Annotated in this window: 22 protein-coding genes; 15 read left to right on the top strand and 7 right to left on the bottom strand. The window is 63.7% G+C overall.

Features of this window, described 5'->3' with window-relative positions:
• Window positions 1-9: 9 nt before the first annotated feature.
• Entirely contained in the window at window positions 10-645 is a 636-nt protein-coding gene (locus B5T_RS11600; RefSeq protein ID WP_014994697.1) for a lytic transglycosylase domain-containing protein, read from the bottom strand.
• A 246-nt stretch (window positions 646-891) separates the two neighbouring features.
• Between B5T_RS11600 and B5T_RS11595 the strand changes: the two genes are divergently transcribed.
• Both B5T_RS11595 and gorA read left to right on the top strand, forming a co-directional pair.
• Window positions 892-2,457, top strand: coding sequence for an FMN-binding glutamate synthase family protein (locus B5T_RS11595; RefSeq protein WP_014994696.1), 1,566 nt, complete (start codon window positions 892-894; stop codon window positions 2,455-2,457).
• Window positions 2,458-2,552: 95 nt separating this feature from the next.
• Window positions 2,553-3,962 carry a glutathione-disulfide reductase gene (gorA, locus tag B5T_RS11590; RefSeq protein WP_148279394.1) on the top strand — a complete coding sequence of 470 codons (1,410 nt, stop codon included), beginning with the start codon at window positions 2,553-2,555 and terminating at the stop codon, window positions 3,960-3,962.
• 8 nt (window positions 3,963-3,970) lie between these two features.
• Here the strand turns inward: gorA and B5T_RS11585 are convergent, their stop codons facing one another.
• Window positions 3,971-5,317 (bottom strand): cytochrome P450, encoded by a 1,347-nt coding sequence (locus tag B5T_RS11585; protein WP_014994694.1) that lies wholly within the window; start codon window positions 5,315-5,317, stop codon window positions 3,971-3,973.
• 336 nt (window positions 5,318-5,653) lie between these two features.
• Between B5T_RS11585 and B5T_RS11580 the strand changes: the two genes are divergently transcribed.
• Together B5T_RS11580 and B5T_RS23615 are read left to right on the top strand one after the other, a co-directional pair.
• Window positions 5,654-6,433 (top strand): ParA family protein, encoded by a 780-nt coding sequence (locus B5T_RS11580; RefSeq protein WP_014994693.1) that lies wholly within the window; start codon window positions 5,654-5,656, stop codon window positions 6,431-6,433.
• Window positions 6,426-6,821: a YkvA family protein gene (locus B5T_RS23615; protein WP_014994692.1), complete on the top strand. Its 396-nt coding sequence runs from the start codon at window positions 6,426-6,428 to the stop codon at window positions 6,819-6,821. The genes B5T_RS11580 and B5T_RS23615 overlap by 8 nt, the downstream gene beginning before the upstream one ends.
• A gap of 33 nt (window positions 6,822-6,854) precedes the next feature.
• Here the strand turns inward: B5T_RS23615 and B5T_RS11570 are convergent, their stop codons facing one another.
• Window positions 6,855-7,976, bottom strand: a complete 1,122-nt coding sequence (locus tag B5T_RS11570) for an alpha/beta fold hydrolase (RefSeq protein WP_041717530.1) — start codon at window positions 7,974-7,976, stop codon at window positions 6,855-6,857.
• 123 nt (window positions 7,977-8,099) lie between these two features.
• On the opposite strand from B5T_RS11570, the gene B5T_RS11565 reads away from it, so the two are divergent.
• The 4 genes from B5T_RS11565 (at window position 8,100) to B5T_RS11550 (ending at window position 11,747) form a co-directional block, all read left to right on the top strand.
• Complete coding sequence (locus tag B5T_RS11565) at window positions 8,100-8,570, top strand: PaaI family thioesterase (protein ID WP_035451564.1); 471 nt, start codon at window positions 8,100-8,102, stop codon at window positions 8,568-8,570.
• On the top strand, window positions 8,570-9,022 hold the full coding sequence (locus B5T_RS11560; protein ID WP_014994689.1) for a PaaI family thioesterase: 453 nt from the start codon (window positions 8,570-8,572) through the stop codon (window positions 9,020-9,022). The genes B5T_RS11565 and B5T_RS11560 overlap by 1 nt, the downstream gene beginning before the upstream one ends.
• Before the next feature lie 180 nt (window positions 9,023-9,202).
• Complete coding sequence (locus B5T_RS11555) at window positions 9,203-10,315, top strand: ferritin-like domain-containing protein (RefSeq protein ID WP_014994688.1); 1,113 nt, start codon at window positions 9,203-9,205, stop codon at window positions 10,313-10,315.
• A 169-nt stretch (window positions 10,316-10,484) separates the two neighbouring features.
• Window positions 10,485-11,747, top strand: a complete 1,263-nt coding sequence (locus B5T_RS11550) for an MFS transporter (protein ID WP_014994687.1) — start codon at window positions 10,485-10,487, stop codon at window positions 11,745-11,747.
• Between the two features lie 68 nt (window positions 11,748-11,815).
• On the opposite strand, the gene B5T_RS11545 is transcribed toward B5T_RS11550, so the two are convergent.
• On the bottom strand, window positions 11,816-12,481 hold the full coding sequence (locus B5T_RS11545) for an OmpA family protein (RefSeq protein ID WP_014994686.1): 666 nt from the start codon (window positions 12,479-12,481) through the stop codon (window positions 11,816-11,818).
• Between the two features lie 213 nt (window positions 12,482-12,694).
• Here B5T_RS11545 and B5T_RS11540 point away from each other — a divergent pair, with 213 nt between their 5' ends.
• Genes B5T_RS11540 through B5T_RS11525 form a run of 4 tightly spaced genes read left to right on the top strand, consistent with a single transcriptional unit; the run spans window position 12,695 to window position 17,869 of the window.
• Window positions 12,695-14,299: an FAD-binding oxidoreductase gene (locus tag B5T_RS11540; protein WP_014994685.1), complete on the top strand. Its 1,605-nt coding sequence runs from the start codon at window positions 12,695-12,697 to the stop codon at window positions 14,297-14,299.
• On the top strand, window positions 14,296-15,807 hold the full coding sequence (locus B5T_RS11535) for a glycerol-3-phosphate dehydrogenase/oxidase (RefSeq protein ID WP_014994684.1): 1,512 nt from the start codon (window positions 14,296-14,298) through the stop codon (window positions 15,805-15,807). Before B5T_RS11540 ends, B5T_RS11535 begins: the two co-directional genes overlap by 4 nt.
• A complete protein-coding gene (locus B5T_RS11530; RefSeq protein ID WP_014994683.1) occupies window positions 15,804-17,366 on the top strand; it encodes an FGGY-family carbohydrate kinase in 1,563 nt (520 codons plus the stop codon). Before B5T_RS11535 ends, B5T_RS11530 begins: the two co-directional genes overlap by 4 nt.
• Window positions 17,367-17,410: 44 nt before the next feature.
• Window positions 17,411-17,869 (top strand): MerR family DNA-binding protein, encoded by a 459-nt coding sequence (locus B5T_RS11525; RefSeq protein ID WP_014994682.1) that lies wholly within the window; start codon window positions 17,411-17,413, stop codon window positions 17,867-17,869.
• Window positions 17,870-17,996: 127 nt separating this feature from the next.
• Here B5T_RS11525 and B5T_RS11520 read toward each other — a convergent pair whose 3' ends face one another.
• Entirely contained in the window at window positions 17,997-19,847 is a 1,851-nt protein-coding gene (locus B5T_RS11520; RefSeq protein WP_014994681.1) for a cation:proton antiporter, read from the bottom strand.
• A 320-nt stretch (window positions 19,848-20,167) separates the two neighbouring features.
• Between B5T_RS11520 and B5T_RS11515 the strand changes: the two genes are divergently transcribed.
• Window positions 20,168-21,346, top strand: a complete 1,179-nt coding sequence (locus B5T_RS11515; protein ID WP_014994680.1) for a multidrug effflux MFS transporter — start codon at window positions 20,168-20,170, stop codon at window positions 21,344-21,346.
• Between the two features lie 113 nt (window positions 21,347-21,459).
• Here the strand turns inward: B5T_RS11515 and B5T_RS11510 are convergent, their stop codons facing one another.
• Together B5T_RS11510 and B5T_RS11505 are read right to left on the bottom strand one after the other, a co-directional pair.
• Entirely contained in the window at window positions 21,460-23,907 is a 2,448-nt protein-coding gene (locus B5T_RS11510; RefSeq protein WP_014994679.1) for an ABC transporter permease, read from the bottom strand.
• On the bottom strand, window positions 23,900-24,574 hold the full coding sequence (locus B5T_RS11505) for an ABC transporter ATP-binding protein (protein WP_041717527.1): 675 nt from the start codon (window positions 24,572-24,574) through the stop codon (window positions 23,900-23,902). The genes B5T_RS11510 and B5T_RS11505 overlap by 8 nt, the downstream gene beginning before the upstream one ends.
• Between B5T_RS11505 and B5T_RS11500 the strand changes: the two genes are divergently transcribed.
• Both B5T_RS11500 and B5T_RS11495 read left to right on the top strand, forming a co-directional pair.
• Window positions 24,573-25,187 (top strand): arylesterase, encoded by a 615-nt coding sequence (locus tag B5T_RS11500; RefSeq protein WP_041716994.1) that lies wholly within the window; start codon window positions 24,573-24,575, stop codon window positions 25,185-25,187. The two genes, B5T_RS11505 and B5T_RS11500, sit on opposite strands and share 2 nt — an antisense overlap.
• Window positions 25,184-25,798 (top strand): DUF924 family protein, encoded by a 615-nt coding sequence (locus B5T_RS11495; RefSeq protein WP_014994676.1) that lies wholly within the window; start codon window positions 25,184-25,186, stop codon window positions 25,796-25,798. The genes B5T_RS11500 and B5T_RS11495 overlap by 4 nt, the downstream gene beginning before the upstream one ends.
• Window positions 25,799-25,825: the final 27 nt, after the last annotated feature.

Raw genomic sequence — 25,825 nt, 5'->3', positions numbered from 1 at the left:
TGCTGTGGATCAGCGGACCGCCAGGGCGTCGTCGTCCTGATCGGAGCGGGCGGCCAACTGCACCTGATAGCGCAGTCTCAACTCTTTCACTTTCCGCACATAGGCCCGGGTTTCGGCAAAGGGCGGGATGCCGTCGTAGCGGCGAACGTTGCCTTCTCCGGCGTTGTAGGCCGCCAGCACCCGATCCAGATCGTCGAAGCGGCCCTGCAGATAGGCGAGGAAACGGGTGCCGCCGTCGATGTTCTCGTCGGCATCGAAGGGGTCCAGCACCTGAAGATAGCGGGAGGTTTCCGGCATCAGTTGCATCAGCCCCTGGGCGCCGACCCGGGATACCGCCAGGCGATTAAACAAGGATTCGGCGTGGATCACCGCTTTGACCAGCGCCGCCTCCACATTATGGGCGCGGGCGGCGCGGGCGATGACGTCGTCATAGCGGTCACGCTGGGCCGCGGTGAGCCCGCGGGGCACGTAATTCCAGCCCTTGCGGACGGACAACAGGGTATACTCCGGACCTACCCGGTCACGGGGCTGATCGGTGAACAGAATGCTGCCGTCGGCGGCCCGGTATTTATAGATGTCCCGGGCCCAGGATGGTGATCCGGCCATCAGGATCAGAAGCAACCCGAATACCCCAAAGCGTGTCATATCTCGTTATTCAATCCGTGCTGTTATTGTTGAACGGTATTGTTTATCGGCCCACTACCACGTCGACCGTTCCCCCCAAGGGTCCTTTGATACCACAGCGGACGGGCATGGGGTAGAGGGCAACCACTGGCCTCTGAACCAGGTCTCACCTTTCCCGGAGGTGCGCCTGCCAGTACTCTTTATAGATAGTCTTTACAGATACTCCATACAAAGAGCGGCCTGTCCCCGAATCGTCAAGGAGGAAGTATGTTGTCTCCACAGCTGCAGTCCTGGCTGGATACCTTCATTACCTGGCTGGAGCTGGGGTTATTGCTGGCTCTGGTGATCGCGCTGCTGACTGCTCTGGTGCTGTGGTTTCAGGATCGCTACCTGCAAACCGCCCACTCGATCCGCCGTAACTATCCGCTAATCGGCCGTTTCCGTTATTTCTTCGAGCACCTGGGGGAGTTCTTCCGCCAGTACTTCTTCGCCATGGACCGGGAAGAGCTGCCGTTCAACCGCGCCCAGCGCAGTTGGGTGTATCGGGCGGCGAAGAATTTGAGCAACACCGTGGCCTTCGGCTCCACCAAACAGAATGGCGCCGGGCGGATGGTGTTTCTCAATACGCCGTTTCCGACCCTGGAGAAGAACGCGGCGGAGACCATGCCGGTGATGATCGGGCCACACGCCCGCCAGCCTTACGTGGCCCGCAGTTTCTACAATATTTCCGGAATGAGCTTCGGCGCCTTGTCCAAACCGGCGGTCAGGGCCCTGTCCCACGGCGCCTCGCTGGCCGGGTGCTGGCTGAACACCGGGGAAGGGGGGCTGGCGCCCTGGCATCTGGAAGGTCACTGCGACGTGATTTTCCAGATTGGCACTGCCCGCTACGGTGTGCGCGATGCCGACGGCGGCCTGGACGATGCCAGATTGGAGCAGGTGGCCCAGCGTCCGGAAGTGAAAATGATCGAGATCAAGCTCAGCCAGGGCGCCAAACCGGGCAAGGGCGGCATTCTGCCGGGACCCAAGGTGACCGAGGAAATCGCCTCGATTCGCGGCATCCCGGTGGGGCAGCCGTCGATCAGTCCCAACGGCCAGCCGGATGTGGGCAATGCCGCTGATCTTCTCGACATGATCCATCACGTCCGTGACGTTACCGGCAAACCCACGGGTATCAAAGCGGTCATCGGTTCCTGGCAGTGGCTGGAGGACCTGTTCATGGAGATCCACGAACGCGGCCTGGATAGCGCTCCGGACTTCATCACCATCGACAGCGGTGACGGCGGCACCGGCGCCGCGCCGATGTCGCTGATGGACGATGTCGGGCTGAATTTGTCGGAATCGCTGCCGCTGGTGGTGGATTTGCTCGACGGCTTCGCCCTGCGGGAGCGGATCCGGGTGATCGCCTCCGGCAAGCTGATCACGCCGAACATGGTGGCCTGGGCCATCGCCATGGGCGCGGATTTTTGCGTCTCGGCGCGCGGCTACATGTTCGCTTTGGGCTGCATCCAGGCCATGCAGTGCAATCGCAATACCTGTCCCACCGGCGTCACCACGCACAACCCCCGTTTGCAGCGCGGACTGGTGCCGGCGGAAAAAGCCCAGCGGGTGGCCTACTTCCATGCCAATCTGGTCAAGGAAGTGGAAACCATCGCCCACTCCTGCGGCGTCGGTGAGCCGCGGGAATTGCGCCGCCATCATGTTCGTCTGGTCAATTCCAACGGCGATTCGATTCCCATGGAAGAGCTGTGGCCGCCGATTGAACGCGGCCTCTACCTGACCGAGGGGCGACCCAGTCTGCATGCGCCCTTTGCCCGTTTCCGCGTGGGCGCCTGATCGCCGTCCGCTATCGGCGTCATTGTCAGCGCCGGCTTGTGATTCCCGGGACAGACGCCAGAATAACGGCATCCTCGGGGCCCAATGCCGGCGCCCTGGTTCAACACGAATTTAAGGAGCAGCTTGTGTCCGCTGAATTTGATCTGGTAGTGATCGGCGCGGGATCCGGCGGTGTGCGTGCCGCGCGGATGGCCGCCGGCCATGGTGCCAAAGTAGCGATCATCGAGGAGCGCTTTTTCGGCGGCACCTGCGTCAATGTGGGTTGTGTGCCGAAGAAACTGTTCGCTTATGGCGCGGGGTTCCGTGGTGAGTTCGAGCTGGCCGCCAGTTATGGCTACAGCGTGGGGGACTGGTCGTTCGATTGGCCCACCTTGCGGGACAACAAAACCCGTGAAATCGAGCGTTTGAACGGCATTTACCGCAAGCTGCTGGACGGCGCCGGCGTGCAAATCTTCGAAGGCCATGGCCGGGTCGAGAGCAGTGGCACGGTCAGCGTGAACGGCGAGACCCTGCTGCAGGCCCGCAACATTCTGATTGCCACCGGCGGCAAGCCGTTCGTGCCGGATTTTCCCGGCCGTGAACACGTGCGTATCTCCGACGATCTGTTTTACCTGGAACAGTTGCCGAAGCGGGTGGCGGTGGTGGGCGGTGGTTACATCGCCAGCGAGTTCGCTTCCATTCTTAACGGTCTGGGTGTGGCGGTGACGCAACTGTATCGCCGCGACCTGTTCCTGCGCGGCTTCGACAAGGACGTGCGGGAGTTCGTCGCCGAAGGCATGCGCCACGCCGGCGTGGACTTGCGTTTCAACACCGACGTGACCGCCATTGAGGAGCAGGGCGGAGAGAAGGTACTTCGCCTAACCGACGACTCCGAACTGCACGTGGACGAAGTGTTCTACGCCACCGGCCGGGTGCCGAGGCTGGACGGACTGTTCGCCGACGGGGTGGCGGTGCAAACCAACGAGCGCGGCGCTATCGAGGTGAATGACCGCTTCGAGACCAGCGTCGCCAATGTTTACGCCCTGGGCGATGTGATCGACCGGCTGCAGTTGACACCGGTGGCCCTGGCCGAAGGCATGTGGCTGGCGGCCTTCCTGTTCGGTGAACAAAAACCGGAAGGACCGGTGGTTTACAGCGACGTGCCCACGGCGGTGTTCTGCCACCCCAATATCGGCACGGTGGGGCTGACCGAGGAACAGGCTCTGGCGCGTTATGGCACCGTGCGGGTGTACCGCAGCCAGTTCCGGCCGCTGCGCTACACCCTCAGCGATATCCAGGAACGCACGCTGATGAAACTGATCGTTGATGACAGCAGCGACAAGGTGGTGGGTCTGCACATGGCCGGCGAGGAAGCGGCGGAAATTACCCAGGGCTTCGCCGTCGCCATTCGCATGGGCGCCACCAAGGCGGACTTCGATGCCACTGTTGGCATCCACCCCAGCTCCGCCGAGGAGTTCGTCACGTTACGCCAGGGCGAGACGGTGACCGCCGCGACACCAAGCTGACCGATCTCTCAGAGCCGCTCCAATGTCACCGGCAAGCCGTCGGCGGGCACCGGCAGGCTGCGGGTGTCGAGTGGCATTTCGTAGCCGTCCGGCACCGCCCAGCGGAACCGCAGCAACATCTGATGCAGTACGGATTTGACCTGCATCTCGGCGAAATGCAGGCCAATGCATTTGTGCGCGCCGCCACCGAAAGGCACCCAGGCATAGGGGTGTACCCGGTCTTCGCGGCGGGCGTCGCTGAAGCGTTCGGGATCGAACCGTTCCGGATCCGGCCAGTATTCTTCCATGGAGTGGGTGAAAAACGGCGCGATATTGATGAAGGTGCCGGCGGGTATATAAAAGCCGTCGTACTCCACGTCCTTGACCGTGCGCCGGGGCATGCTGGGCACCGGCGCGCATAGCCGCAGCGCCTCCTTCATGGCCATGCCGATACCGGAGAGTTTGTCCAGGTCCTCATGTTCCACCCAGGGCTTGCCCAGAGCCAGGGACTCCTCCCGCAACCGTTGCTGCCATTGCGGCTCCCGGGCCAGATGATAGAGCAGGGTGCACAGCGTGATGGTGGTGGTGTCGTGGGCCGCCATCATCAGGAAGATCATATGGCTGACCACGTCCTCGTCGCTGAACTCATGACCGTCCTCGGTGCGGGCCTGGCACAGCATACTGAACAGGTCACTATCCGGAGCGGCGCGCTTGGCGGCGATATCATCCATGAACAGCCGCTCCAGAACCCGTCTTCCCCGCAACCCTTTTGACCAGCCAAGCCCCGGGACCGGAAAGCGAATCAGGGAGGTCCCGGCGCGCACGGTGTCGATAAAGGCGCGGTTGATCCGGTCCGTCTGATCGCCCAGTTCCCGGCCCATGAACACGTCGGTGGCCAGGTCCAGGGTCAGTTGCTTGAGGGCCGGCAGCAGCTTGATCGGGCCCTCGGACCAATGCGACAGACCTTCCTCGGTGCGCGGTGCCATCCGCTGCAGGTAACCACGCAGGGCCTCGCGCTGAAATGCCTGTTGCATGATGCGGCGATGCCAGCGGTGCTCCTCGAAATCCAGCAGCATGATGCCGCGATGGAAGAACGGACCGATGAAGTAAGACCAGCCCTGATGGTTGGAAAACAGGTCGCCGCGATTCATCAACACGAACTGATTGGCATCGGGGCCGAGCATCTGCACCATCTTCAGACCAAACAGATGAGTCCAGGAGACCGGCCCGAAACGGTCATAACGCTGTCGTAGCGTGGTGACCGGGTCGCGCATCATCGGCAGGGTGTTGCCGATCAGCGGCAGTCCGGTATCGCCGGGGACCGGTTTCAGCGCGCTACCGGCGGGAACCGGCGCCAGCGGGGTCATGGTGGCCATGGAGCTCTCCGTTGTACTTAAGCTGTTGCAGTTAAGCCGTTGTCGTTGTGATGCCTGCGTATATATGATGTTTACCTGTATGCTGAGCAGGCTTCGGGTGGAAGGCAATAGCAGGTATATGTCTTTCTGCCGGATATTTACCCGGCGGTGGGTAAAGAACGATCATGTGGCGGGCAGGTCCCGTATTCTCCCGGCCCCGGCACGCCATCAACGGCTTATACACGCGGTTATCCACAGAAACTGTGGACATCCCACGCGCCGGGGCTGGTCTCCACGGCCGCTGATCCACAGTGGCCGGCTGTGTAACATGAGGGCTTGGGTTATGGAGGTATTTTGATGCGAACAGTGGTGTTCAACCGCAAAGGCGGTGTCGGCAAATCCAGTATCACCGTCAACCTGGCCGCCATTGCCGCCAGTGAAGGCCGCAAGACTTTGGTGGTGGATCTCGACCCGCAATGTAACGCCAGTCAGTATCTACTTGGCATGGAGGCCTATCGGGGTGAAGACGGGCCGGCCCCCAACATCGGCTCGTTCTTTGCTCAGACACTGTCGTTCAAGCTCAAGGAAAAAGCGCCGCGGGAATATCTGCACACCACCCGTTTCGAGAACCTGTATGTACTGCCCGCCAACGGCGAGCTGGGCGAAGTGGAGCACCTGCTGGAATCCAAGCATAAAATCTACAAACTGCGCGGTTTGTTGAAGACCCTGGCACGCGAGTTCGATGCCATCTATGTGGACACCCCGCCAGCGTTCAATTTTTATACGCTCTCGGCGCTGATCGCCTGTGACCGGGTATTGATTCCATTCGATTGTGATGCCTTCTCGCGCAAGGCGCTGTACTCGCTGCTGGAAAATATCCAGGAAGCCCGGGAGGACCATAACGAGGACCTTTCCGTGGACGGTATCGTGGTTAATCAGTATCAGCCCCGTGCCCGCCTGCCACAGGAACTGGTGGCGCAGCTGCAGGAGGAAGGGCTGCCGATTCTCAACAGCCGACTGTCCGCCAGTGTCGCCATGCGGGAATCTCACGACAAGGCATTGCCGCTGGTGCACTGGAATCCGCGTCATAAACTCACCGATGAATACCGGGCGCTGTACCGGGAGCTCTATGGCTGAATCCACCTGGCGCCGCGCCCGGCAACGGGCCGGCCGTGTACTCAAGTCCCCGCTGGCCAGCCAGCGCCTGGCCGCCGCCAGTGCCGCCAAGGCCTGGGCCAACCGTGACCGTCTGGGCGAGGCCTGGGAAAAACTGCAACTGGCTGGGGGCATGCTGCGGGACTGGTCCCTGCGACGTTATCCCGAGGCACCCTGGGCCACGCTGGTCACGGTGGCGGCGGTATTGATCTACTTCCTGATGCCGCTGGACGCGGTGCCGGACATGATTCTCGGTGTCGGGTTGCTGGATGATCTGGTGGTACTCAACCGCGCCTGGCGTTGGATCGGTTCGGACCTGGAGACGTACCGGCTGTGGCGGGACCAGCTCAGCGTCCCCGCTGGAGAGTAATGTCGTTTCTCTCTAAACGGCGAGGAACCTTTTTCACCCCCGCGCCGCCAGCCAGTCGGCGATGATGCGCCAGGTGTGGGCCGGAGCCTTGCTGCCGGCGAAGACGCCGGCGTGTCCGCCCGGTGCCTCCTCGAAGCGCTTTTCGCTACTACCTACTACCTTGAGGATGTCCCGTGCCGCGCGCAGGGTGACGATGCGATCACTGGTGCCGCCGATGGCCAGCAGATCCTGGGTGACATTGGCGAAGTCCACCTCATGGTCGGCCAGTTTGATACGGCCGTCGGCCAGGCTGTTGGCCAGAATCAGTTTCTCGATCACCTCTCTGACCACCGCGCCGGGATAGTCCACCATGTCGTTGAACCACTGCCCCATGGTCATGTATTCGGTGAGATAGTCGCGGTCGGCGGAGTTGCGCCACAAATCCACGTAGGACTGCACCAGCCCCGGCGGGTTGGTGAGCTTGAAACCCCAGGACAACAGGTTGGCGGGAATGTGGAACAGCTTGCTGTCCAGCGGCTCCAGACGCACCTGGAACCAGTCATGCACCTGCATGGCGGGGATCGCCGCGAGGCTGAAGACGATGCCGAACGGACCGCTTTTGTGGAAGTTCACCGGGCTGGCGATGGTGGCCAGGCTGTGTACCGGCGCCCCCGGATGGCCGCCCAAATACATCAGATTGAGCAGGCCGCCCATGCAGTAGCCGAGCAGATTGATATCCTCGGCGCCGGTATGGTCGCGCACCGCTTCCACCGCCGCCGGCAGCCAGTGATTGACGTAGGTGTTCAGGTCCAACTCGCGGTCCGCCTTGGAGGGCTGGCCCCAGTCGATCAGGTAGACGTCATGGCCGCGCGCCATCAGATAACGCACCATGGAGCGGTTCGGCATCAGATCGAAGGTCCAGCAATGGATCCCCAGTGCCGGCACCAGCAGCAGCGGCCGGCGGTGCTGGTGACGCTCCACCGGAATCATCTCGTCGCCGACCGGAATGCGCGCCATCGGCGGCAGGCTGTAGTGACGAACCGACATGATGCCGTCCTGATAAATGCGATCCCAGGGCGTTTTGTCGGTTTGGATGAAGCGGCGCGGGTGGCGGCGGCGCTCCATCGCCAGACCCAGCGCGCGGGCGCCGTTTTTCAGGGAGAAACGAGGTGACATGCGGGGCTCCAGACTGCCGGATCCGGTGGCGACGGTCTCCACCGGCATTTGCCATTGGCGCTTTTCAGCGCTAAAACAAGGCGTTAAGCTTGCCGCGCCTTGACCATGGGAGCATTGGCCGCCGTGACAGATTCAGCCGTACCTTACACCCGAATGGACGTTTGCAAACGTTCCCTGGAAACCGTGCGCCACTCGCGCATGCTGGGCCTGGAAGTGCTCAGCGCGGAAGAGGAGGGCGTGCGACTGCGCCTGCCCTGGCGCGAGGATCTGGTGGGCAATCCGGACACCGGCGTGCTGCACGGCGGCGCTGTCTTCGCGCTGATGGACCATGCCGGCGGCATGGCCAACAGCTGCCGTCTGTACCCGGCGGTGGAAATCACCCCGACCATCGATTTGCGTATTGATCATCTGCACGCGCCAACGCCGGGTAAGGCGGTGATCTGCGACGCCACCTGCTATCGCCTCAGTGCCCATGTCACTTTCGTGCGCATGACCGCCTGGGAGGAGGGCGACGAGCAGGGCGAGCCGGTGGCCACCGGTCAGGCCACCTACACACGTATGAAACTGGACAGAAGCGGGCGGGTGGCATCCTGATGAGCGACACATTGAAAGCATTGGTTCAGGCCTGCCGGGCCGGTGAAGCGGATTACCAGGATCTGATCGATCGGGTGCCTTACGCCCGTTTCCTCGGCATCCAGGTCCTGGCCCAGGGCGAGGAACTGACGTTCATTCTGCCCCGTAACGAAAACAACCTGGGCAACCCGACCCTGCCGGCATTGCACGGCGGTGCCGTGGCCGGGTTCATGGAGCAGGCGGCGATCATCTTCATCTTGCTGCAGATGGGCGAGCCGCGGGTACCGAAGACCATCGACTTCACCATCGACTATCTGCGGGCGGGGCTTTATCAGGACACCTTCGCCGAATGCCGGGTCACCCGTCTCGGCCGGCGCATCGCCAATGTGCACATCAGTGCCTGGCAAAAGAACCGGGAAGAGCCGATTACCATTGCCCGGGCCCACTTTCTTCTTTCCGATGAAAATGCTTGAAAATTTTCCCCTATCTCTTTGATAAGAAAGGGTAAAAGGCAATAAGTTAAAGTCATTTCTAGTTGTGATTTGGCGACATTTCCGGCGACAGATTGTCATTGCCTGACATTGCCGCCGGTGTCCGGCCCGACTAGCTTGGTGAGAGCGCCCCAGCTGAGCAAAGCCACAAGGAGCCTCATCATGCGCATCAAGGAAATGGCATCCCCGCCGTCGGACATCACTTACTACGAAAGCTGGGATGGTCCCGGCAGTGACGATCTGGAGGAGCGGCTCACGCCCGCCCATGTCCAGGACGTGGTGGAAATCTTCCAGACTCCACTCACCGGTCACTACAACTGGGACTACAGCAGTGCCGACGGCCGTATCCGCAAGCTCTACCGGCTCGGCAAGGAGCTGAACTGGAACGCGGATATGGACGTGGACTGGTCGCGGAACTTCCCGAAATCGGAAGTGCCGCTGGATCAGAAGCTGAACCCGTTTTACGACTGGGAACCGTTCGCCACGCTGCCGGACGAGGAGAAGCTGCGCTTTGGCTGGCACAACCTGGCCTGGATGCTGGCTCAGTTCGTGCACGGCGAGCAGGGCGCCTTGCTGGTGGCCTCGCAACTGGCCAGTTGCGCGCCGACCTACGACGCCAAGCTCTATGCCGCCAGCCAGACCTTCGATGAAGCCCGGCATGTGGAGGTGTTCACCCGCTACCTGCAGGAAAAGATCGGCATTTTCTACCCGGTCAACAAGCACCTGAAATCCCTGCTCGACAAGATTTTGTCCGACCCGCGCTGGGATCTGAAATTCATCGGCATGCAGATCATCATCGAGGGGCTCGCCCTGGCCGCCTTCAACACCCTCAAACTTACCGCCCAGGACCCGCTGCTGCGGCAGATCATTCAACTGGTGGTGCGCGACGAGGCCCGCCACGTCACCTTCGGTGTCAACTACCTGGAAGACTTCGTGCAGACCCTCACCGAGCAGGAGAAGGAAGAACGGGCCCAGTTCGCCTACGAAGCCTGCGTGGTGATGCGCGAGCGGCTGATCGCGGTGGAGGTGTTCGAGGAGTTCGGTTGGGATGTGGAGCAGGCGCGGGAGAAGGCGCTGGCATCGGCGCTGATGGCACAGTTCCGCAATCTGCTGTTTACCCGCATCATCCCCAACCTCAAGCGTATTGGTCTGCTGACCGAGTCGGTAAGGCCCAAATTCGAGGCTCTGGGTATTCTGCAGTTCGAGAATCTGGTGGACGACGGTGAAGTGGACTGGGCGGAGCTGTCCCGGCCGCTTTACGACGAAGTTTCCTGAAATCGGCTCCGATTCGCTGGCAGCTCGGCTTCCCCCAGAAGGGGCTACGGAGCCGCTGTGGGAAGCTGGCTTGCCAGAGAATCGCCGCCTGATTCGTCACCCCCGGTTACCAAAGGAGCAATTCGGCTGACGCAAAGGGTGCTAACATAGCCGTTTTTCGGAGGACCCCATGCCCGCCGCGTCGCCTGCCGCCCGTTCCCCGGCATTCGTGCAAACCCTGCTGCTCGCCGCCGTCGGTGTCACCGCGCTAGGCCAGACCCTGGTGTTTACCTTGCTGCCGTCATTGGGCCGTTCCACCGGGCTGGCGGAGATCCAGGTGGGGCTGATCATCAGTTGTTCCTCCCTGGCTTTTGCTCTGGCCAGTCCGATCTGGGGGTACCTGAGCGAGCTGTACGGGCGTCGGCCGGTATTGATCATAGGTCTGACCGGCTATGCGGTTGGCACCGTGTTTTTCGCCGTGGTGTTCCATCTCGGGCTGAATGGCTGGCTCACCGGCGGCGCCCTGGTTGCTTGTCTGGTGGTGGCGCGGATGAGTCAGGCGGTGATCATGGCCGCCACACCGCCCGCGGCGGCGGCTTACACTGCGGATATCACCGCCCCGGAAGCGCGTACCCGCGGCATGGGTCGAATCGGCGCGGCCAACAATCTGGGCACGGTGCTGGGGCCGGGTATTGGCGGCCTGCTGGCCGCGCTGACGCTGATTCTGCCTCTCTACCTGGTCGCCGGCGTGGTGGCCTGCATGGCTCTGCTGATTTTTCTGTTGCTGCCGCCTTCCCCTTATCGCACCCAGGCGCCGGACACCCGCGTGCGCAGCGTCATGGCCACCGGGCTGCGGGCTTACACTGACACCCGTTTTCGTGATCTGTTGATTACCGGCGTGGTGCTGTTCATGAGCTTCGCGCTGGTGCAGCAGACCCTGGGTTTTCTGTTTCAGGACGCGTTGCATATGTCTCCCTCCGCCGCCGCTGGTGCCTTGGGCACGGCGATGATGGCGGCGGCCGTGACCTCGCTCACCGGGCAAATTCTGGTGGTGCAGTGGTTGCGCGCCCCGGCGCTGGTGTTGCTGGCCATGGCGGTACCGTTGATCGGTGCCGGCGCTCTGCTGTTGTGGCTGTTCGACCAGCGGCTGGCGCTGACTGGCGCGGTGATGCTGGTGGGGCTGGGGATCGGTTTCGGTATGCCGGCGATCATGGCGCTGGCCAGCCTGCGCGTGGACAGTTCGGAGCAGGGCCGGGTAGCGGGGCTTGCCAGCGCCTGTCCTTCGCTCGGGTTCATCATCGGTCCCTTGACCGGTACCGCGCTGTACAGCGTTGATCACCGTTTTCCGTACATCATGGTGGCGGTGTTGATGGTGCCGCTGGCGGTATTGGTGTGGCGATTGCGGCGGCGGACGGAGACCGCGCCGAAGACGGACCTGTCAGGGGAAGACTGAAGCGTATCGACAAGGTGAGGTGGGCGCTCCGGCCGCGCGAACGCGCGACCGGAGGACTGGCTTGCTGCTTACTTGGTGTACGGCAGCAGAGTCAGTTCAACCCGACGGTTCTGTTCGCGGCCCTGGGCGGTGCCGTTATTGGCGATCGGCTGGGTCTCGCCGAAGCCCACCACGTCCAGGCGCACGGTTTCAACGCCATAGCTGCTCAGCACATTGGCCACGGATTGGGCACGTTGCTGTGACAGCAGCAGATTGTAGCGCTCGCCGCCAGTGCTGTCGGTGTGACCGGCCACCTGAATCATGGTGGACTTGTACTCTTTGAGCACTTCAGTGACGGATTCCAGCACCGGACGGAAGTTACTCTTCACGTCGGACTGGTCGGTGTCGAAGGTAACGTTGCCCGGCATGTTCAGAATGATGTTGTCACCGCTACGGGTCACCGACACGCCGGTGGCCTGCAGCTTGTCCCGCAGTTTCTTCTCCTGAACGTCCATGTAGTAGCCCACGCCGCCACCGGCCACGGCGCCGATGCCCGCGCCTGCCAGAGCCCGTTCTTTGCGCTCCTTGGCATTGTCCGAAGTGGCGATACCGATCAGAGCCCCGGCTACCGCGCCGATGGCACCGCCGGTGGCCGCCTTGCTGGTTTGTTTTTCGCCGGTGTAGGGGTTCACGGTGCTACACCCGGCCAGAGTGACCGCGGCGGCAAGCAGGGAACAACCGAGGATGTGTTTCATTGTGTCTCCTTATTATCTCGAAATCTGGATCAGCCTGATCCAAGGTACCGTAATCGAAGGACAGTACCATAGTGTTCCGGTAAAAAGCGGTAAAGCGTAGCGGTTTCGAAATGAGGAACGGAGCCGGCGCAAGCCGCTTTTGGCATGGCCGGCCGATGCAACGGTGACGGGGACCGATTACCATCGGGAGCAGACCTGAACAGGGAATCCACTATGCGTCGTTGGAATGGGTGGGGGGACGAAGCCACGGAATTTCCGTTGCGTGCCTCCGCCGTGCGTTTTTTGCGTCACCGGATCGGCAAAGGGCGGCCGCTGGCCGATGCCGATCTGAACCAGGTAATCGAGTCGGTACCACGGAGCCGACTGCCGGAGCACCCGCTGGTGGACCGCTCTCCGGAAGCCCGTGTCCGCCACGCCCGCGGGCAAAGCCTGGGGGACTGGCTGGCGATGCGTTCGGGACAGTTCGGGGTGTTTCCGGATGGCGTCGCCCGGCCTGGCGACAGCGACCAGGTCCGGCAACTGCTGGACTGGGCCCTGGCACAGGGCGCGGTGGTGATTCCCTATGGCGGTGGCACCTCGGTGGCCGGTCACATCAACCCGCCGGTGGACGACCGTCCGGTGTTGACCCTGAGCCTGGGTGGCATGGACCGGTTGTTGCGGCTGGAGCCGGAGAATCGGCTGGCGCGTTTCGGTGCCGGCACACCGGGACCAGCGCTGGAAGCGCAATTGCGCGAGCACGGGTTTCGCCTCGGCCACTATCCTCAGTCCTGGGAATTGTCCACGGTGGGCGGCTGGGTAGCGAGCCGTTCCAGTGGCCAGCAGTCCTTGTTGTATGGCCGCATCGAGCAGTTGTTCGCCGGCGCCCGTATCGAAACGCCTTCCGGCAGCTGGCGTTTGCCGACTATCCCGGCGTCTTCCGCCGGCCCGGATGCCCGCGAATGGGTGCTGGGCAGCGAAGGGCGACTGGGTGTCATCACCGAGGTGGATGTGCGTATCAGCCCACTGCCGGAATTCGAACAGTTTTACGTGGGCTTCGTGCCGGATTGGGATCAGGCCAGGGAACTGGCGCGTCGCCTTGCCCAGGACCGGCCATCGCTGTCCATGGCGCGTTTCTCCAACGCGGAGGAGACCCGCACCCAACTGCGCCTGGCGGCGTCGCCGCTGGCGCTCTCCGCGCTCAACCGTTATCTGTCCTTGCGCGGCTGCGGCAACGGACGCTGCATGGTGACCTTCGGCGCCAGCGGTGATACCGCGTTTTGTCGCGCCGCGGTGAAACGCGCTTCGGCTCTGGTGCGGGCCCACGGCGGGGTAATGGTTGGCAAGAGTCTGGGTAAAAAATGGGAACACGCCCGCTTCCGTTCCCCTTATCTGCGTCATGGTCTGTGGGAGCATGGTTACGCGGTGGACACGCTGGAAACCTGCGTGGAATGGTCCCGGGTCGACGACACCGTGAGCGCCATGGAAAACGCCATTCAGGCCCACGCCGGAGAAGGCGAGAAGGCTCTGGTATTCACCCATCTGTCCCATCTCTATCCGCAGGGCTCCAGTATCTACACTACCTATGTGTTCCGCTGCTCGCCGGACTATGAGCAAACACGGCGGCGCTGGTGGGCGATGAAGGAGGCGGCCAGCGACGCGCTGGTGGCGTGCGGTGGCACCATCAGCCATCAACACGGAGTGGGGCGCGATCACCGTGGCTGGTTGAGCGAGGAAAAAGGCACTCAGGGGCTGGCGGCATTGCGCGCGCTGACCGCTCATTTCGATCCCACCGGACAGCTCAACCCCGGCTGTCTGGTGGCGGAGGAGGACCGGCCATGACACTGGGACCACGACCGACGCTGGCGTCCCTGCGCGAGCAGAACTGGGATCTGATTGTTATCGGCGGCGGTATCACCGGCGCCGGCGTACTGCTGGAAGCCGCCCGCCTGGGCTACCGGACCCTGCTGCTGGAGCAGGCCGACTTCGCCTGGGGCACCTCGAGCCGATCCTCGAAAATGGTCCATGGTGGATTGCGTTACATTGCCCAGGGGCAGGTGCGGTTGACCCGGGATGCGTTGCGGGAGCGGGAGCGTTTGCTGCGTGAACTGCCGGGGCTGGTGGAAAGGGCCACCTACCTGTTCCCGCTGCGCAAGGGGCGTTTCCCCGGGCGCTGGCCGATGACCGCGTTGCTTGGCGTCTACGACTTCCTGGCCGGCATCCGTGACCGCGCCTTTCTGAGCAACGAGGAACTGTTGAAGCGAGTGCCGGGGCTGGATGACCAGGGACTCGGTGGCGCGCTCAGCTACACCGACGCGCTCACCGACGATTGCCGTCTGGTGTTGCGGACCTTGCTGGAAGCCGCCCGCTATCAGGGGCGGGCGATGAATTACGCGCGCGTCACCGGCGTCTCCCGTGGCGACGGTGACGCTGCCACGGCACCGCTGCGGGTGGCGGTGCGGGATCTGAGCGATGACGCCACGGCGACCCTCACCGCCCATGCCGTGATCAACGCCACCGGTGCCTGGGCCGGGCAACTCGGTGGCGACGCGGAGCGGATCCGGCCGCTGCGGGGCAGCCATTTGTTCTTTCCCGCTGAACGGCTGCCGGTGCGGGACTGCCTCACCGTGCTGCATCCGCGCGATCAACGCCCGGTGTTCATCTTTCCCTGGGAAGGCGTGGTGTGTGTTGGCACCACCGATCTGGATCACCCGGAGGATCTGAACCGGGAGCCGCGAGCCTCGGAACAGGAAATGGACTATCTGCTGGAGTTGCTCAACCAGCAGTTTCCGCGCGCCGGACTCGGCGCCGGGGACGTGCTGTCGTCCATGGCCGGAGTGCGCCCGGTGATTCGTTCCAGCCGCGCCGGCAAGCCTTCCAGCGAAAAACGGGACCACGCGGTCTGGGAGCACGATGGCGTGATCTCGGTGAGCGGCGGCAAGCTCACCACGTTCCGGCTGAGTGCCCTGGATGCGCTGCTGGCGGCCGGTTTGCTGGACCGCACCGGTTGGCGCCGCGCCCGGCGCAGTAATGTGCCTTTGTATGCGCCGATCCCGGCGGCTCCGGCCCAGGTGGATGAGTTCCTGCACGGCAATCAGGACGACGACGCCTTGCTGTCCTGGTGCCTGGAGCACGAAGCCGTGGTGCATCTGGATGATCTGCTGTTACGCCGTACCCGCCTGGGGCTGCTGCGGCGCGACGGCGGTTTGTCGCTGCATGACCGCCTGCAAAGTCTGACCGCCGACAAGCTGGGCTGGGACGCGGCTCGCTGGCAACAGGAATGGCAACGCTACCGGCGCCTGCGTGATGAATACTACGGCGTCCCGGGCAGGTTGGCGGAGGCGTCGTGAGCGCGCCGCTGCTGCTGGCTCTCGACCAGGGCACGCAGAGCGCCCGGGCGCTGCTGTTCGATGCCCGTGGCGAGCTGGTGGCGAGGGCGCGGCAGCCGGTGGAGCCGTATTGGTCCGGGCCGCCAGGTGAGGCGGAACAGGACGCGGAGCATTTCTGGTGGGGCCTCGGCGAGGCCTGCCAGGCGCTGTGGCGCACCCACCCGCAACTGAAAGAGCGGGTCCAGGCGGTGGCGCTGACCACGCAACGGGCCTCGGTGGTATGTCTGGACCGGGATTATCAGCCGCTACGGCCGGCGGTGATCTGGCTGGACCGGCGCCGCGCCGCCGACTATCCGGAACTGCCCTGGTACTGGCGCTGGGGCGTCCAGCTGTTGGGGCAGGGCGGCACCTTGCGCCAGTTTCGTGGCAAGGCCGAGTGCAACTGGCTGGCTGAGCGCGAGCCGCAACTGTGGCGGCGCACCGAGCATTTCGTGCTGCTGTCGGGTTTTTTGACCTGGAAGCTGTGCGGCGTATTGAAGGACTGCGCCGCCAGCCAGGTCGGCTACCTGCCGTTCGATTACCGCCGCCGGCAATGGGCCCGCCCCGGCGACCTCAAATGGCAAGCTCTGCGGGTGCGCCGTGAGCAGTTACCGGAGCTGGTGCCGCCGGGGCAACCGCTGGGCCGGATCAGCATCGAGGCCGAAGTCCACACCGGTATTCCCGCCGGTCTGCCGCTGATTGCCTGTGGCGCCGACAAAGCCTGCGAGGTGCTCGGCTGCGGAGCGCTCAGCCCGGACATCGGCCATGTCAGTTACGGCACCACCGCGACGTTCAATACCAGCAACCGCCGTTACGTGGAACCGTACCCGTTCGTTCCCGCCTACGGCGCCGCGGCACCGGATTACTACACGTCGGAAATCATCGTGCAGCGCGGATACTGGCTGGTGGAATGGTTCAAGCGTGAGTTCGCGGCGGAAGAAGTGCAGCGTGCCGAGCGCCAGGGGGTGGCGGCGGAAGCGCTGTTCGACGAATTGCTGGACCGGTCACCGCCGGGGGCGCTTGGGCTGATGCTGCAACCGTTCTGGAATCCCGGCGTGCGTTTCCCCGGGCCGGAAGCCAAGGGCGCCATCCTCGGGTTCGGTGACGCTCATGACCGCGCCCACCTGTACCGGGCCATCATCGAAGGGATCGCCTACGCGCTCAAGGACGGCCAGGAGCGCCTGCAAAAACGCAATGGGACACCGGTACGTGAGTTGCGTGTTTCCGGCGGCGGCTCGCAAAGCGACCGCATTTTGCAGATCACCGCCGACATCTTTGATTTACCGGTGGTGCGCCCCCATACCTTTGAGACTTCCGGGCTCGGCGCGGCCATCAATGCCGCCGTGGGGACCGGGCTGTATCCGGATCACGAACGGGCGGTGGCGGCGATGACCCATCCGGGGCCGCGCTTCGAGCCCCGCGCTGGCTATCGTGATACCTATCAGCAATTGTATCGGCGGGTCTACCGGCGCATTTATCCCCGTCTATCGGGGTTGTACCGGGAGATCCGGGCCATCACCGGCTATCCGGCGGACCTGTGAGCGGTCCGTGGCCGTTAACCGTTGATCCATGAAGGGAGAGCACTATGCGCGTGACGGATCTGGCACGCCGTGCGGACACCACCACGGAAACCGTGCGTCACTACACCGATCTGGGATTGCTGGCGCCGCGCCGTAATCCGCACAATGGCTACCGGGAGTACGGCGCCGAGGATTTGCGCCGGCTGCGCTTCGCCCTCAAGGCCCGCAGTCTCGGCTTCACGCTCAGTGATGTGTCGGAGTTGATGTCCGCCAGTGGCGCCGGGCAGACGCCTTGTCCGCGGGTCCGTGATTTGATCGAAACCCGGCTCGGTGAGGTGGAAGAGCGCATCCAGGAATTGCAGGCGCTGAGTCAGCGTATGCGCCAGGCGATGGCGGTCTGGGAAGACACGCCGGATCGCCATCTGTCCGATGGCCGGGTGTGCGGGTTGATCGACTCTTTTGAGCGGATCGGCGAGGAGACCGCGCCTGTCGCCTGTGACCATCGCGAGAATATGGCGTCCTGATGCCCGGCGACGCCATCGCGGTGTTTTGAGCTGTAGGAGCCTGCCCTGCAGGCGAATCTGTTACCCGAGAGTTCAATTCGCCTGCAGGGCAGGCTCCTACAGTGGCTTCGTAGTGGTAGCCGCTTTATTACCCAGGCAGGGCGGAGCTACCGCCGTTGTCACCGTTGCTTTTTTCCTTCGCCGCTTCCTTGGCGTCGTCCTCGCGGATCAGACCGAACAGTGACCAGCCGGACTTCGGTTCAGGGCGGCTGTTGGCGCTGAAAACATGGATGCGATCACGGGTATCCACCGCGAACAGCGGCCACACCTGGCGATCTTCCACCTGCAGGTAGGCGGCGTAATCGAATTCGTCGGTGAGCCGCGTTTTGCGCACTTCGGCACCCTGGCTGATCAGGCTGGCGAGCCGGGCGTAGGTGAGATCCTCGTCGAATAAAGTGTCGCCACGATGCTGGGAGGCGATCTCGTGTTTTTCTTCCTTATCGCCGGACCAGGGCAGGCTGTAGACGTTGCGCTCGCCGAATTCCAATCGGTAGCGCATGGTCGCCACCGCGTTCATTTCCCGCCGCGGGCTCATCGCCAGCAGCTTGCCGTAGCCCACCAGATCCAGGTACTGGTCGGCGTGGCTGGAAACCGCGTTGCCGTAGTAAGTGGCCAGGCCGGCCATCCGCGCCGCACGGATATTCTCCCAGCTGGAATCGGTGACCATGGCCGGGAAGCCGTTCTGATTGAGCGCCTTGCCGATGGCTCGCGCCACCGGATTGGCGCCGATGATGAGGAAGCCGCGCGGTGCCGGTTCCGCCACTTTCAGCAGGCGTGCCAGCGGCCGCGCGGTCAGGCTCTGCAGCGCCACCGTGCCAATGATCACCGAGAAGGTCAGCGGCACCAGCAGCTCGGCGCCTTCCACGCCATTGCTTTCCAGACGCTCCGCGAACAGCGCCGAAACCGCCGCGGCGACAATGCCGCGCGGCGCGATCCAGGCGAGCAGCGCTTTCTCCCGCCAGTTGAGCTTGCTGCCGAGAGTGGACACCCAGACCGACAACGGCCGGGCCACCAGTTGCACCACCAGCAATACCACCAGGGTGGCGCTGCCCAGTTGCGCCAGCTGTGCCATGTCCAGGCGGGCGGCGAGGACGATGAACAGCACCGAAATCAGCATCACCGACAGGTTCTCCTTGAAGTGGAGAATATCGTCGGTGCGCACGCCCTTGAGATTGGCCAGCACGATACCGGTGGCGGTGACCGCCACCAGCCCGGATTCCTCGCCAAGCCAGTTGGCCAGCACGAATTCGCCCACCACCACGGACAGCACCAGGAAGCTGCGCAGGTATTCCGGCACCAGATGACGCTTGAGCAGGAAAGCCAGCATGAACGCCACCACGGAACCGATCACCACGCCCAGCACCATGGACTGGGTGAACAACCACAGACCGTGCAGCAGGGCCCCCTGGCCGGTGGCCGCCACCAGCTCATAGGCCAATACCACCAGAACGGCGCCAAGCGGATCGATGACGATGCCTTCCCAGCGCAGCAACCGCGACACACTGCTGACCGGCCGCACGCTGCGCAGCAGCGGGACGATGACGGTGGGGCCGGTGACCACCACCAAGGCGCCGAACAGCAACGCCATATCCAGCGGCAGCTTGAGAAAGTACCAGGTGGCGGCGGTGACCACCGCCCAGGTGATCAGAGCGCCCCAGGTCACCAGCCGGCGCACGGTGCGCTCCAGGCCGCGTATTTCATCGAATTTGAGGGTGAGCGCGCCTTCAAACAGGATGATCGACACCGCCAGGGATACGCCGGGCAGCAACAGGTCGCCGAACATAGCCTGGGGATCGATCAGGCCAAGGCCGCCGCCCAGTGCCAGACCGGACAACAGCAGCGGCAGAATCGCCGGCAGCTTGAGGCGCCAGGCGCCCCATTGGCATAGAAAGGCCACCACCACGATCAGGGCAAGCTGGATCGGAAGAGTCAGTTCCATGGACATCCTTTTACTGGCTTGGGGGTGGCGTCTTGCCGCCACGAGGGTGCCCGGTGGCCCGGGGCGTTTGCGCAAGTGTAGGGCCTGACCGGTCGTATCGGAACCGTCCGGCAGCACTGATTTTTCAATGGTTGGTGATGCCGCCATGGTGGATCCGGTGGATTCCGCCGCGAAGCTGGGGAAATGCTGCCACCGGTGTTAATCTTGTGACCGCCCGGCCACGCTGGCCGGCATCGCGCACCCCGCTTTTCTTATGCCCTTGGCGAACCCCGTGGAACCCGGCGGGTGAGGGAAGCCGTTCGCCAAAAAACGGAGCCTGTATGTCTGCGATTTCCCCCACGCGCCTGGCGATCATGCTGGGCTCTCTGGTGGCCCTCGGGCCGCTGGCCATCGACACCTATTTGCCGGCGTTGCCGACCATGGCCGATGACTTCGGCGTGGCGGTGCACGCGGTGGAGTTGTCGGTGAGCTTCTATGTGATCGGGGTGGCGCTGGGGCAATGGCTGGGTGGTCCGTTGTCCGATCACTTCGGGCGCAAGCCGGTGGCCTACGTGGGATTGCTGGTGTTCTTCCTCGCCAGTCTTGCCATCGCCGTCACCGAGAGTGTGCGGATGCTCTATCTGCTACGGATAGTACAGGCCGTCGGTGGGGGCGCCACGGTGGTGATCTGTGCCGCTTCGGTGCGGGACCATTTTACCGGCCCGGACGCCGGCAGGGTGCTGACCACCATTGGCTTGGTGATGCTGATGGCGCCGTTGCTGGCGCCGGCCATCGGTGCCGTTTTATTGAAGCTGTTGGGCTGGCAGAGCATCTTCGTGTTCCTGGCGGCTTATGCGGTGGTGGCGGTGCTGGTATTGCGGTTCGCGCTGCCCACGGTGGTGCCGAAAGTGGATCCGGAGCCGTTGCGCCATCGCATGTTCGCCGCCTACGGCCGGGTGTTGCGGCAACGGGCGGCGATGGGGTTCATCCTTGCCAACAGTCTGGGCTTCTCCGCCATGTTCATCTTCATCACCGACGCGGCGTTCCTCTACATCGATTATTTCGGTATCGACGAAACCCGTTTCCCGATCTATTTCGGCTGCAATATCCTCACCATGCTCGGCCTCAACCGGCTCAACGTGTTGCTGCTGCGCCGCTATCGCGGTGCCGACATTCTCGGCGTGGCGCTGGTGATCCAGACGTTGTCGGCCCTGGCCCTGCTGGTGCTGACGCTGGCCGGAACCCTGGCGCTGTGGAACACGGTGCCGCTGATCATGATGGTGGCGGGAATGGGCGCGCTGATCATCCCCAATGCCATTGCTTGCTTCCTTGGCTATTTCGACAGCGACTCCGGCGCCGCCACCGGTCTCAACGGCTGCCTGCAGTTTTTGCTGGCGGGGCTGATCGGCATTGGACTGGGCATGATCCATAACGGCACCCCGTTGCCGATGACCGGACTGATGGCGGCGACGGCGCTGGCGGCATTGGGATGCTATTGGGGGCTGGCGCGGCGCGGCTGAGGTGTCGCCCGCCAAGCGTTTGACAAGGCCGCTGTAGGAGCTTGCCTGCAAGCGAATCTTTTGGCCGAGAGCCCGTTCGCTTGCAGGGCAAGCTCCTACAGTGATTTCGTAGCCTAACCGCTCAACCGCGCCAGCGGCGGGCCGGTGCGGTGGGGCAGAATCCGCTGTACCGCCAGCCACGGCAGCACCACCGCCCAGGGCAGCAGCATCCACGGAGACAGCGGCAGGTCGCCGTCGAACATACGCTGCCCCAGCGGCCACAACGCCAGAAAATGCAGTACCAGTGCGAACACGGCGGCACCGCCCATCAGCCACAGCTGTTCAATCATCGCCACCCGTCGCAACAGCGCGCGGCTGCCACTGAGCACCCGCAACAGAGCGTCATCCTTCCGCCGTTGACCGCTACCGGCGAGCCAGGCCGCGGCCATCACCAGGACGCTGCTGGCCAGCAGCAACGCGGCCAGGGCCAAGGCAGCGCGGCTGGCCTGGGCAATCAGAGCCTGCGCTTGCCCCAACAGCGCGTTCACGTCCAGTAAAGTGATTTGTGGAAACGCGCGGATCAGATCGGGCAAGGCGCCGCTGTTGGCCTCGTCCAGATAGAAACTGGTCAGCCAGTAGCGATCCTCGCCGTCCAGGGTCCCGGGGCTGAACATGAAGTAAAAATTGGGTTGGAAACTCTCCCAATCCACCTCCCGCAGGCCAACGATGGTGGCGCTCAGCTCGCCGGAGACACCGGTGAAGCGCAGTTGGTCACCCACCTGCAGCCCCAGGGAGGCGGCCAGTTCCGACTCCACCGAGACTTCGCCGGGCTGTTCCGGATCGAGCCAGCGCCCGGAGGCGATCTGGTTGCTGGCGGGCAGGGTGTCGCCTTCGGTCAGCGACAGGTCCCGGTTCAGGGCCCGCTCCCCCTGTTCCCGCTCATCGCTTTCCTTGGTCACCGCCTCGCGCACCGGCTGCCCGTTGACCTCCACCAGCCGGCCGCGCACCACTGGATACAACTGCGGTGTTTCCGCGTCATGGCGATCCAGCCATTGCCGGAACGCCGGCAGATCCGGCTCGAACAAATTCAGCACGAAATAGTTGGGGGCCTTTTCCGGCAACGTGGCGCGCCATTGACTCAGTAATTGCTGCCCCACGTGACTGGACATGGACATGATCGCCAGCGCCAGCACCAGTGCCGACAGCATCGGCAGGGTGGTCAGCGGACGCCGGGACAATCGCCGCAACGCCAGCCTGGGCGCCAGTGGCCAGCGGTCGCCGAGGCGATCGGCAAGGCGCAGCGGCCCCCACAGCAACAGCGGCAGGCCCACCGCGACCGCCACCATCAGCCCCAGCAACTGGAGCAACTCCATCAGCGACCCGGACAGCACCATGGCCACCAATACCGGTGCCGCCAACGCGCCAACCAGGTTGAGGCCGGTGCGGGCCACCGGCGCGGACGGTTCCGGCTGCAGGATCTGACGGGGCGGCAGATCCGCCAGCCGCCATAGACGGGGCAGGGCGAACCCGGCCCAGATCACCAGCGGCGCCAGCGCCAGCAGCAACCAACTGCCCGGACCCGGTTTCCAGGCCAGGGCCGCGCCGAGCCACTGTTGCAGGGCGAGGAATGCCGCTGCCGCCAGTGCCAGCCCGGCCAGCATGGCCGGCAACAGCGCGGTCAGCTCGCGCGACAGGATCCAGCGCAGCACCGTGGCCCGGGAGGCGCCGAAGGTCTTCATCACCGCGCTGCGCCGGGCCTGCTCAAGGCTGCGCACGCCGGCGGCCAGATAGACCGCGCCGCCGCACAACAGCACCACCATCATCACCGCCAGCTGTCCCCACAGGGTCAATTGGCGCAGGGGCCCCATGGAGCGCAATCCGGCGTTGTCGCGGGTTTCCAGTTCCTGGTTGGCGGCCAGTGTCGGGGTCAGCTGTTCGATCAGAGGCGCCATCATCTCGCCCGGCGCGCGCAGGTGCAGTTTATAGCGGGCGCGGGTGCCGGGGCCGATGATACCGGTACCCGGTACGTCGGCCAGGTTCATCAGCACGCGCGGATTCATACTGTAGAAACCGGCGCCCTGATCCGGCTCCTGTTCCAGCACGGCGGTGATCCGCAATGGCAGGTCACCGATGGTGACGGTATCGCCGACCTGTTGCTCCAGGCGATCGAGGGCGGTACCGGCCAGCCAGACCTCACCGGGGGCGGGACCGTGATCCACCCGTCGCGGGTCGGCGAAACGTTGCCCGGCCACCGCCACCGAACCGTACAGAGGGTAACCCTGGTCCACCGCCTTGACGCTGGCCAGCACGAAGGTTTCGTCACGTACCAACACGCTGCTGAAGGTCAGAGTGTTGGCGCTGGCCAGATCGCTGACCATGGCCTTTTGCTGATCGCTGGGTGGCGCGCTGCCCTCGAGCACCAGATCGCCGCCAATGGCCTCGGCGGTGCGGGTGGCGAAGCGGTGCTCCAACTCGCCGCGCAGCAGCACCACGGTGGCGATGGCGAGCGTGGCCACCATCAGCGCCAGCGCCTGGATCCGGAACGCCGGGGAGCGCCAGGGGCGCAGTAGCCGCTCAGTCACCGAGACGCCCCTCCACCAGTTGCCGGTGGCGCGCGCAATGGGCGGCCAGCTCCGGATCATGGGTGACCAGCACCAGGGCGGTGCCGTGATCGCGATTCAGACTGAACAATAACTCGGCGATCTGTTCCCCGTTGGCGCGATCCAGGCTGCCGGTGGGCTCATCGGCGAACAGCACCCGCGGCGCCATGGCGAAGGCCCGGGCCAGAGCCACCCGCTGTTGCTCACCGCCGGACAACTGCGCGGGAAAATGATGCTGCCGCGGCTCCAGGCCGACCCGTTGCAACCAGAGGCGCGCTTTATCGCGGGCCTCGCGGTCGCCGGCGATTTCCAGCGGCAGCATGACGTTTTCCACCGCACTGAGGTCGGCGACCAGATGAAAGGACTGAAACACGAAGCTGCAATACTGACCGCGCAGGGCGGCCCGGGTATCCTCGTCCTGGTCGCTGAAAGGCTGCCCGGCCAGCGTCACGGTTCCGCCGGAAGGCACATCCAGGCCGGCCAGCAGAGAGAGCAGGGTGGATTTACCGGAACCGGAAGGGCCGGTGATGGCCAAACTGTCACCGGGAGCGATTTCCAGATCGATACCGTGCAGCAAGGTGAGGTCGCCTTCCGGGGCGATGACCGTTTTCGTTAACCGTTGAGCCACGAGTACAGGGGATGAAGCCATGTCGAGGTGCCTGTTGGTCATACTGTTGTTCCTCGCGCCTTTACTGGGCCGCACGCAGGGCATTGTGGTGCTGGGTGACAGCATCAGCGCCGGCTACGGTCTGGAAGAAACGGAGGGTTGGGTGCACCTTCTCGGACAACGGCTGGCAAGTCAATGTTCCGCGATGCCGGTGATCAATGCGTCGGTGAGCGGTGAAACCAGTGATGGTGGTGTCAGCCGCCTGCCGGCCTTGTTGGAACGACACCAGCCGGACGTTCTGGTGCTGGAACTGGGCGGTAACGATGGCCTTCGTGGCCTGCCGCCGAGTCGTCTGGCCGGCAATCTGGAAAAAATGGTGTCCTTCGGCCAGCAGGCCGGCGCCCGGGTGGTGTTGCTCGGAATGCGCATTCCGCCCAATTATGGTCGTGTCTACACCGAACGTTTCGAGGCGGTGTTCAAGCAGGTGGCGGAGAACAACGCGTTGCCCTGGGTGCCGTTTTTCCTCGACGGCGTGGTGGAAGCCGGCCAGATTCAAAGCGACGGCATTCACCCCACCGCCGAGGCCCAGCCCACCCTGCTGGATAACGCCTGGCCGATTTTGCAGGACGTGTTGCCGAAGGACTGCCAGCAATGATGAATTTCGATGTGCCTTACCACGACATCCTGGACTTTTGGTTCGATGGACTGGATCAGGGAGACTGGCCGCCAGGGGAGTGTGAGCGGCGATGGTTCTCCGGCGCCGCTGCTCTGGATGCGCGTATCCGCGAGCAATTCGGTACGCGTTTGCAGGCGGCGCTGGACCGGGAGCTGGTGGCCTGGGAGCGTCATCCTCGCTCCCGGCTGGCCCTGATTCTGTTACTGGACCAGTTCAGTCGCAACGTCCATCGCGGTGAGGCGGCGGCTTTCGCCGGCGATCATCAGGCGATCACGCTGACGTTGGAAGGTATCTCCACCGGTATGGAAACCGGTCTGCCCTGGGCCGGGCAGGTGTTCTTCTACATGCCGCTGATGCACGCCGAGGACCTGACACTGCAAAACCGGGGCATCGCCTGCTTCCGCGCCTTGCTGGAGCGGGTGCCGGAACACTTGAAAAGCAAAATTGAAAACAACCTCAAGTTCGCCGAGGAACACCGCGACATCATCGCCCGCTTCGGCCGCTTCCCCCACCGCAACGAAGCGCTGGGCAGGGAGAACACGGAAGAGGAGACGGTGTTTTTGGAGAATGCGAAACGATATGGACAGTGAAAAGGCAGTTGACAGTTGATAGTGGAC

Origin of the sequence: Alloalcanivorax dieselolei B5, assembly GCF_000300005.1 — a bacterium.
GTDB classification, from domain to species: Bacteria; Pseudomonadota; Gammaproteobacteria; order Pseudomonadales; family Alcanivoracaceae; genus Alloalcanivorax; species Alloalcanivorax dieselolei.
This window is presented reverse-complemented; position numbering and strand designations above follow the sequence as displayed.

Coding starts and splice junctions, on each gene's coding strand:
- B5T_RS11600 (WP_014994697.1), bottom strand. CDS start 645: ATGACACGCTTTGGGGTATTCGGGTTGCTTCTGATCCTGATGGCCGGA.
- B5T_RS11595 (WP_014994696.1), top strand. CDS start 892: ATGTTGTCTCCACAGCTGCAGTCCTGGCTGGATACCTTCATTACCTGG.
- B5T_RS11585 (WP_014994694.1), bottom strand. CDS start 5,317: ATGGCCACCATGACCCCGCTGGCGCCGGTTCCCGCCGGTAGCGCGCTG.
- B5T_RS11580 (WP_014994693.1), top strand. CDS start 5,654: ATGCGAACAGTGGTGTTCAACCGCAAAGGCGGTGTCGGCAAATCCAGT.
- B5T_RS23615 (WP_014994692.1), top strand. CDS start 6,426: ATGGCTGAATCCACCTGGCGCCGCGCCCGGCAACGGGCCGGCCGTGTA.
- B5T_RS11570 (WP_041717530.1), bottom strand. CDS start 7,976: ATGTCACCTCGTTTCTCCCTGAAAAACGGCGCCCGCGCGCTGGGTCTG.
- B5T_RS11560 (WP_014994689.1), top strand. CDS start 8,570: ATGAGCGACACATTGAAAGCATTGGTTCAGGCCTGCCGGGCCGGTGAA.
- B5T_RS11555 (WP_014994688.1), top strand. CDS start 9,203: ATGCGCATCAAGGAAATGGCATCCCCGCCGTCGGACATCACTTACTAC.
- B5T_RS11550 (WP_014994687.1), top strand. CDS start 10,485: ATGCCCGCCGCGTCGCCTGCCGCCCGTTCCCCGGCATTCGTGCAAACC.
- B5T_RS11545 (WP_014994686.1), bottom strand. CDS start 12,481: ATGAAACACATCCTCGGTTGTTCCCTGCTTGCCGCCGCGGTCACTCTG.
- B5T_RS11540 (WP_014994685.1), top strand. CDS start 12,695: ATGCGTCGTTGGAATGGGTGGGGGGACGAAGCCACGGAATTTCCGTTG.
- B5T_RS11535 (WP_014994684.1), top strand. CDS start 14,296: ATGACACTGGGACCACGACCGACGCTGGCGTCCCTGCGCGAGCAGAAC.
- B5T_RS11525 (WP_014994682.1), top strand. CDS start 17,411: ATGCGCGTGACGGATCTGGCACGCCGTGCGGACACCACCACGGAAACC.
- B5T_RS11520 (WP_014994681.1), bottom strand. CDS start 19,847: ATGGAACTGACTCTTCCGATCCAGCTTGCCCTGATCGTGGTGGTGGCC.
- B5T_RS11515 (WP_014994680.1), top strand. CDS start 20,168: ATGTCTGCGATTTCCCCCACGCGCCTGGCGATCATGCTGGGCTCTCTG.
- B5T_RS11500 (WP_041716994.1), top strand. CDS start 24,573: ATGTCGAGGTGCCTGTTGGTCATACTGTTGTTCCTCGCGCCTTTACTG.
- B5T_RS11505 (WP_041717527.1), bottom strand. CDS start 24,574: ATGGCTTCATCCCCTGTACTCGTGGCTCAACGGTTAACGAAAACGGTC.
- B5T_RS11495 (WP_014994676.1), top strand. CDS start 25,184: ATGATGAATTTCGATGTGCCTTACCACGACATCCTGGACTTTTGGTTC.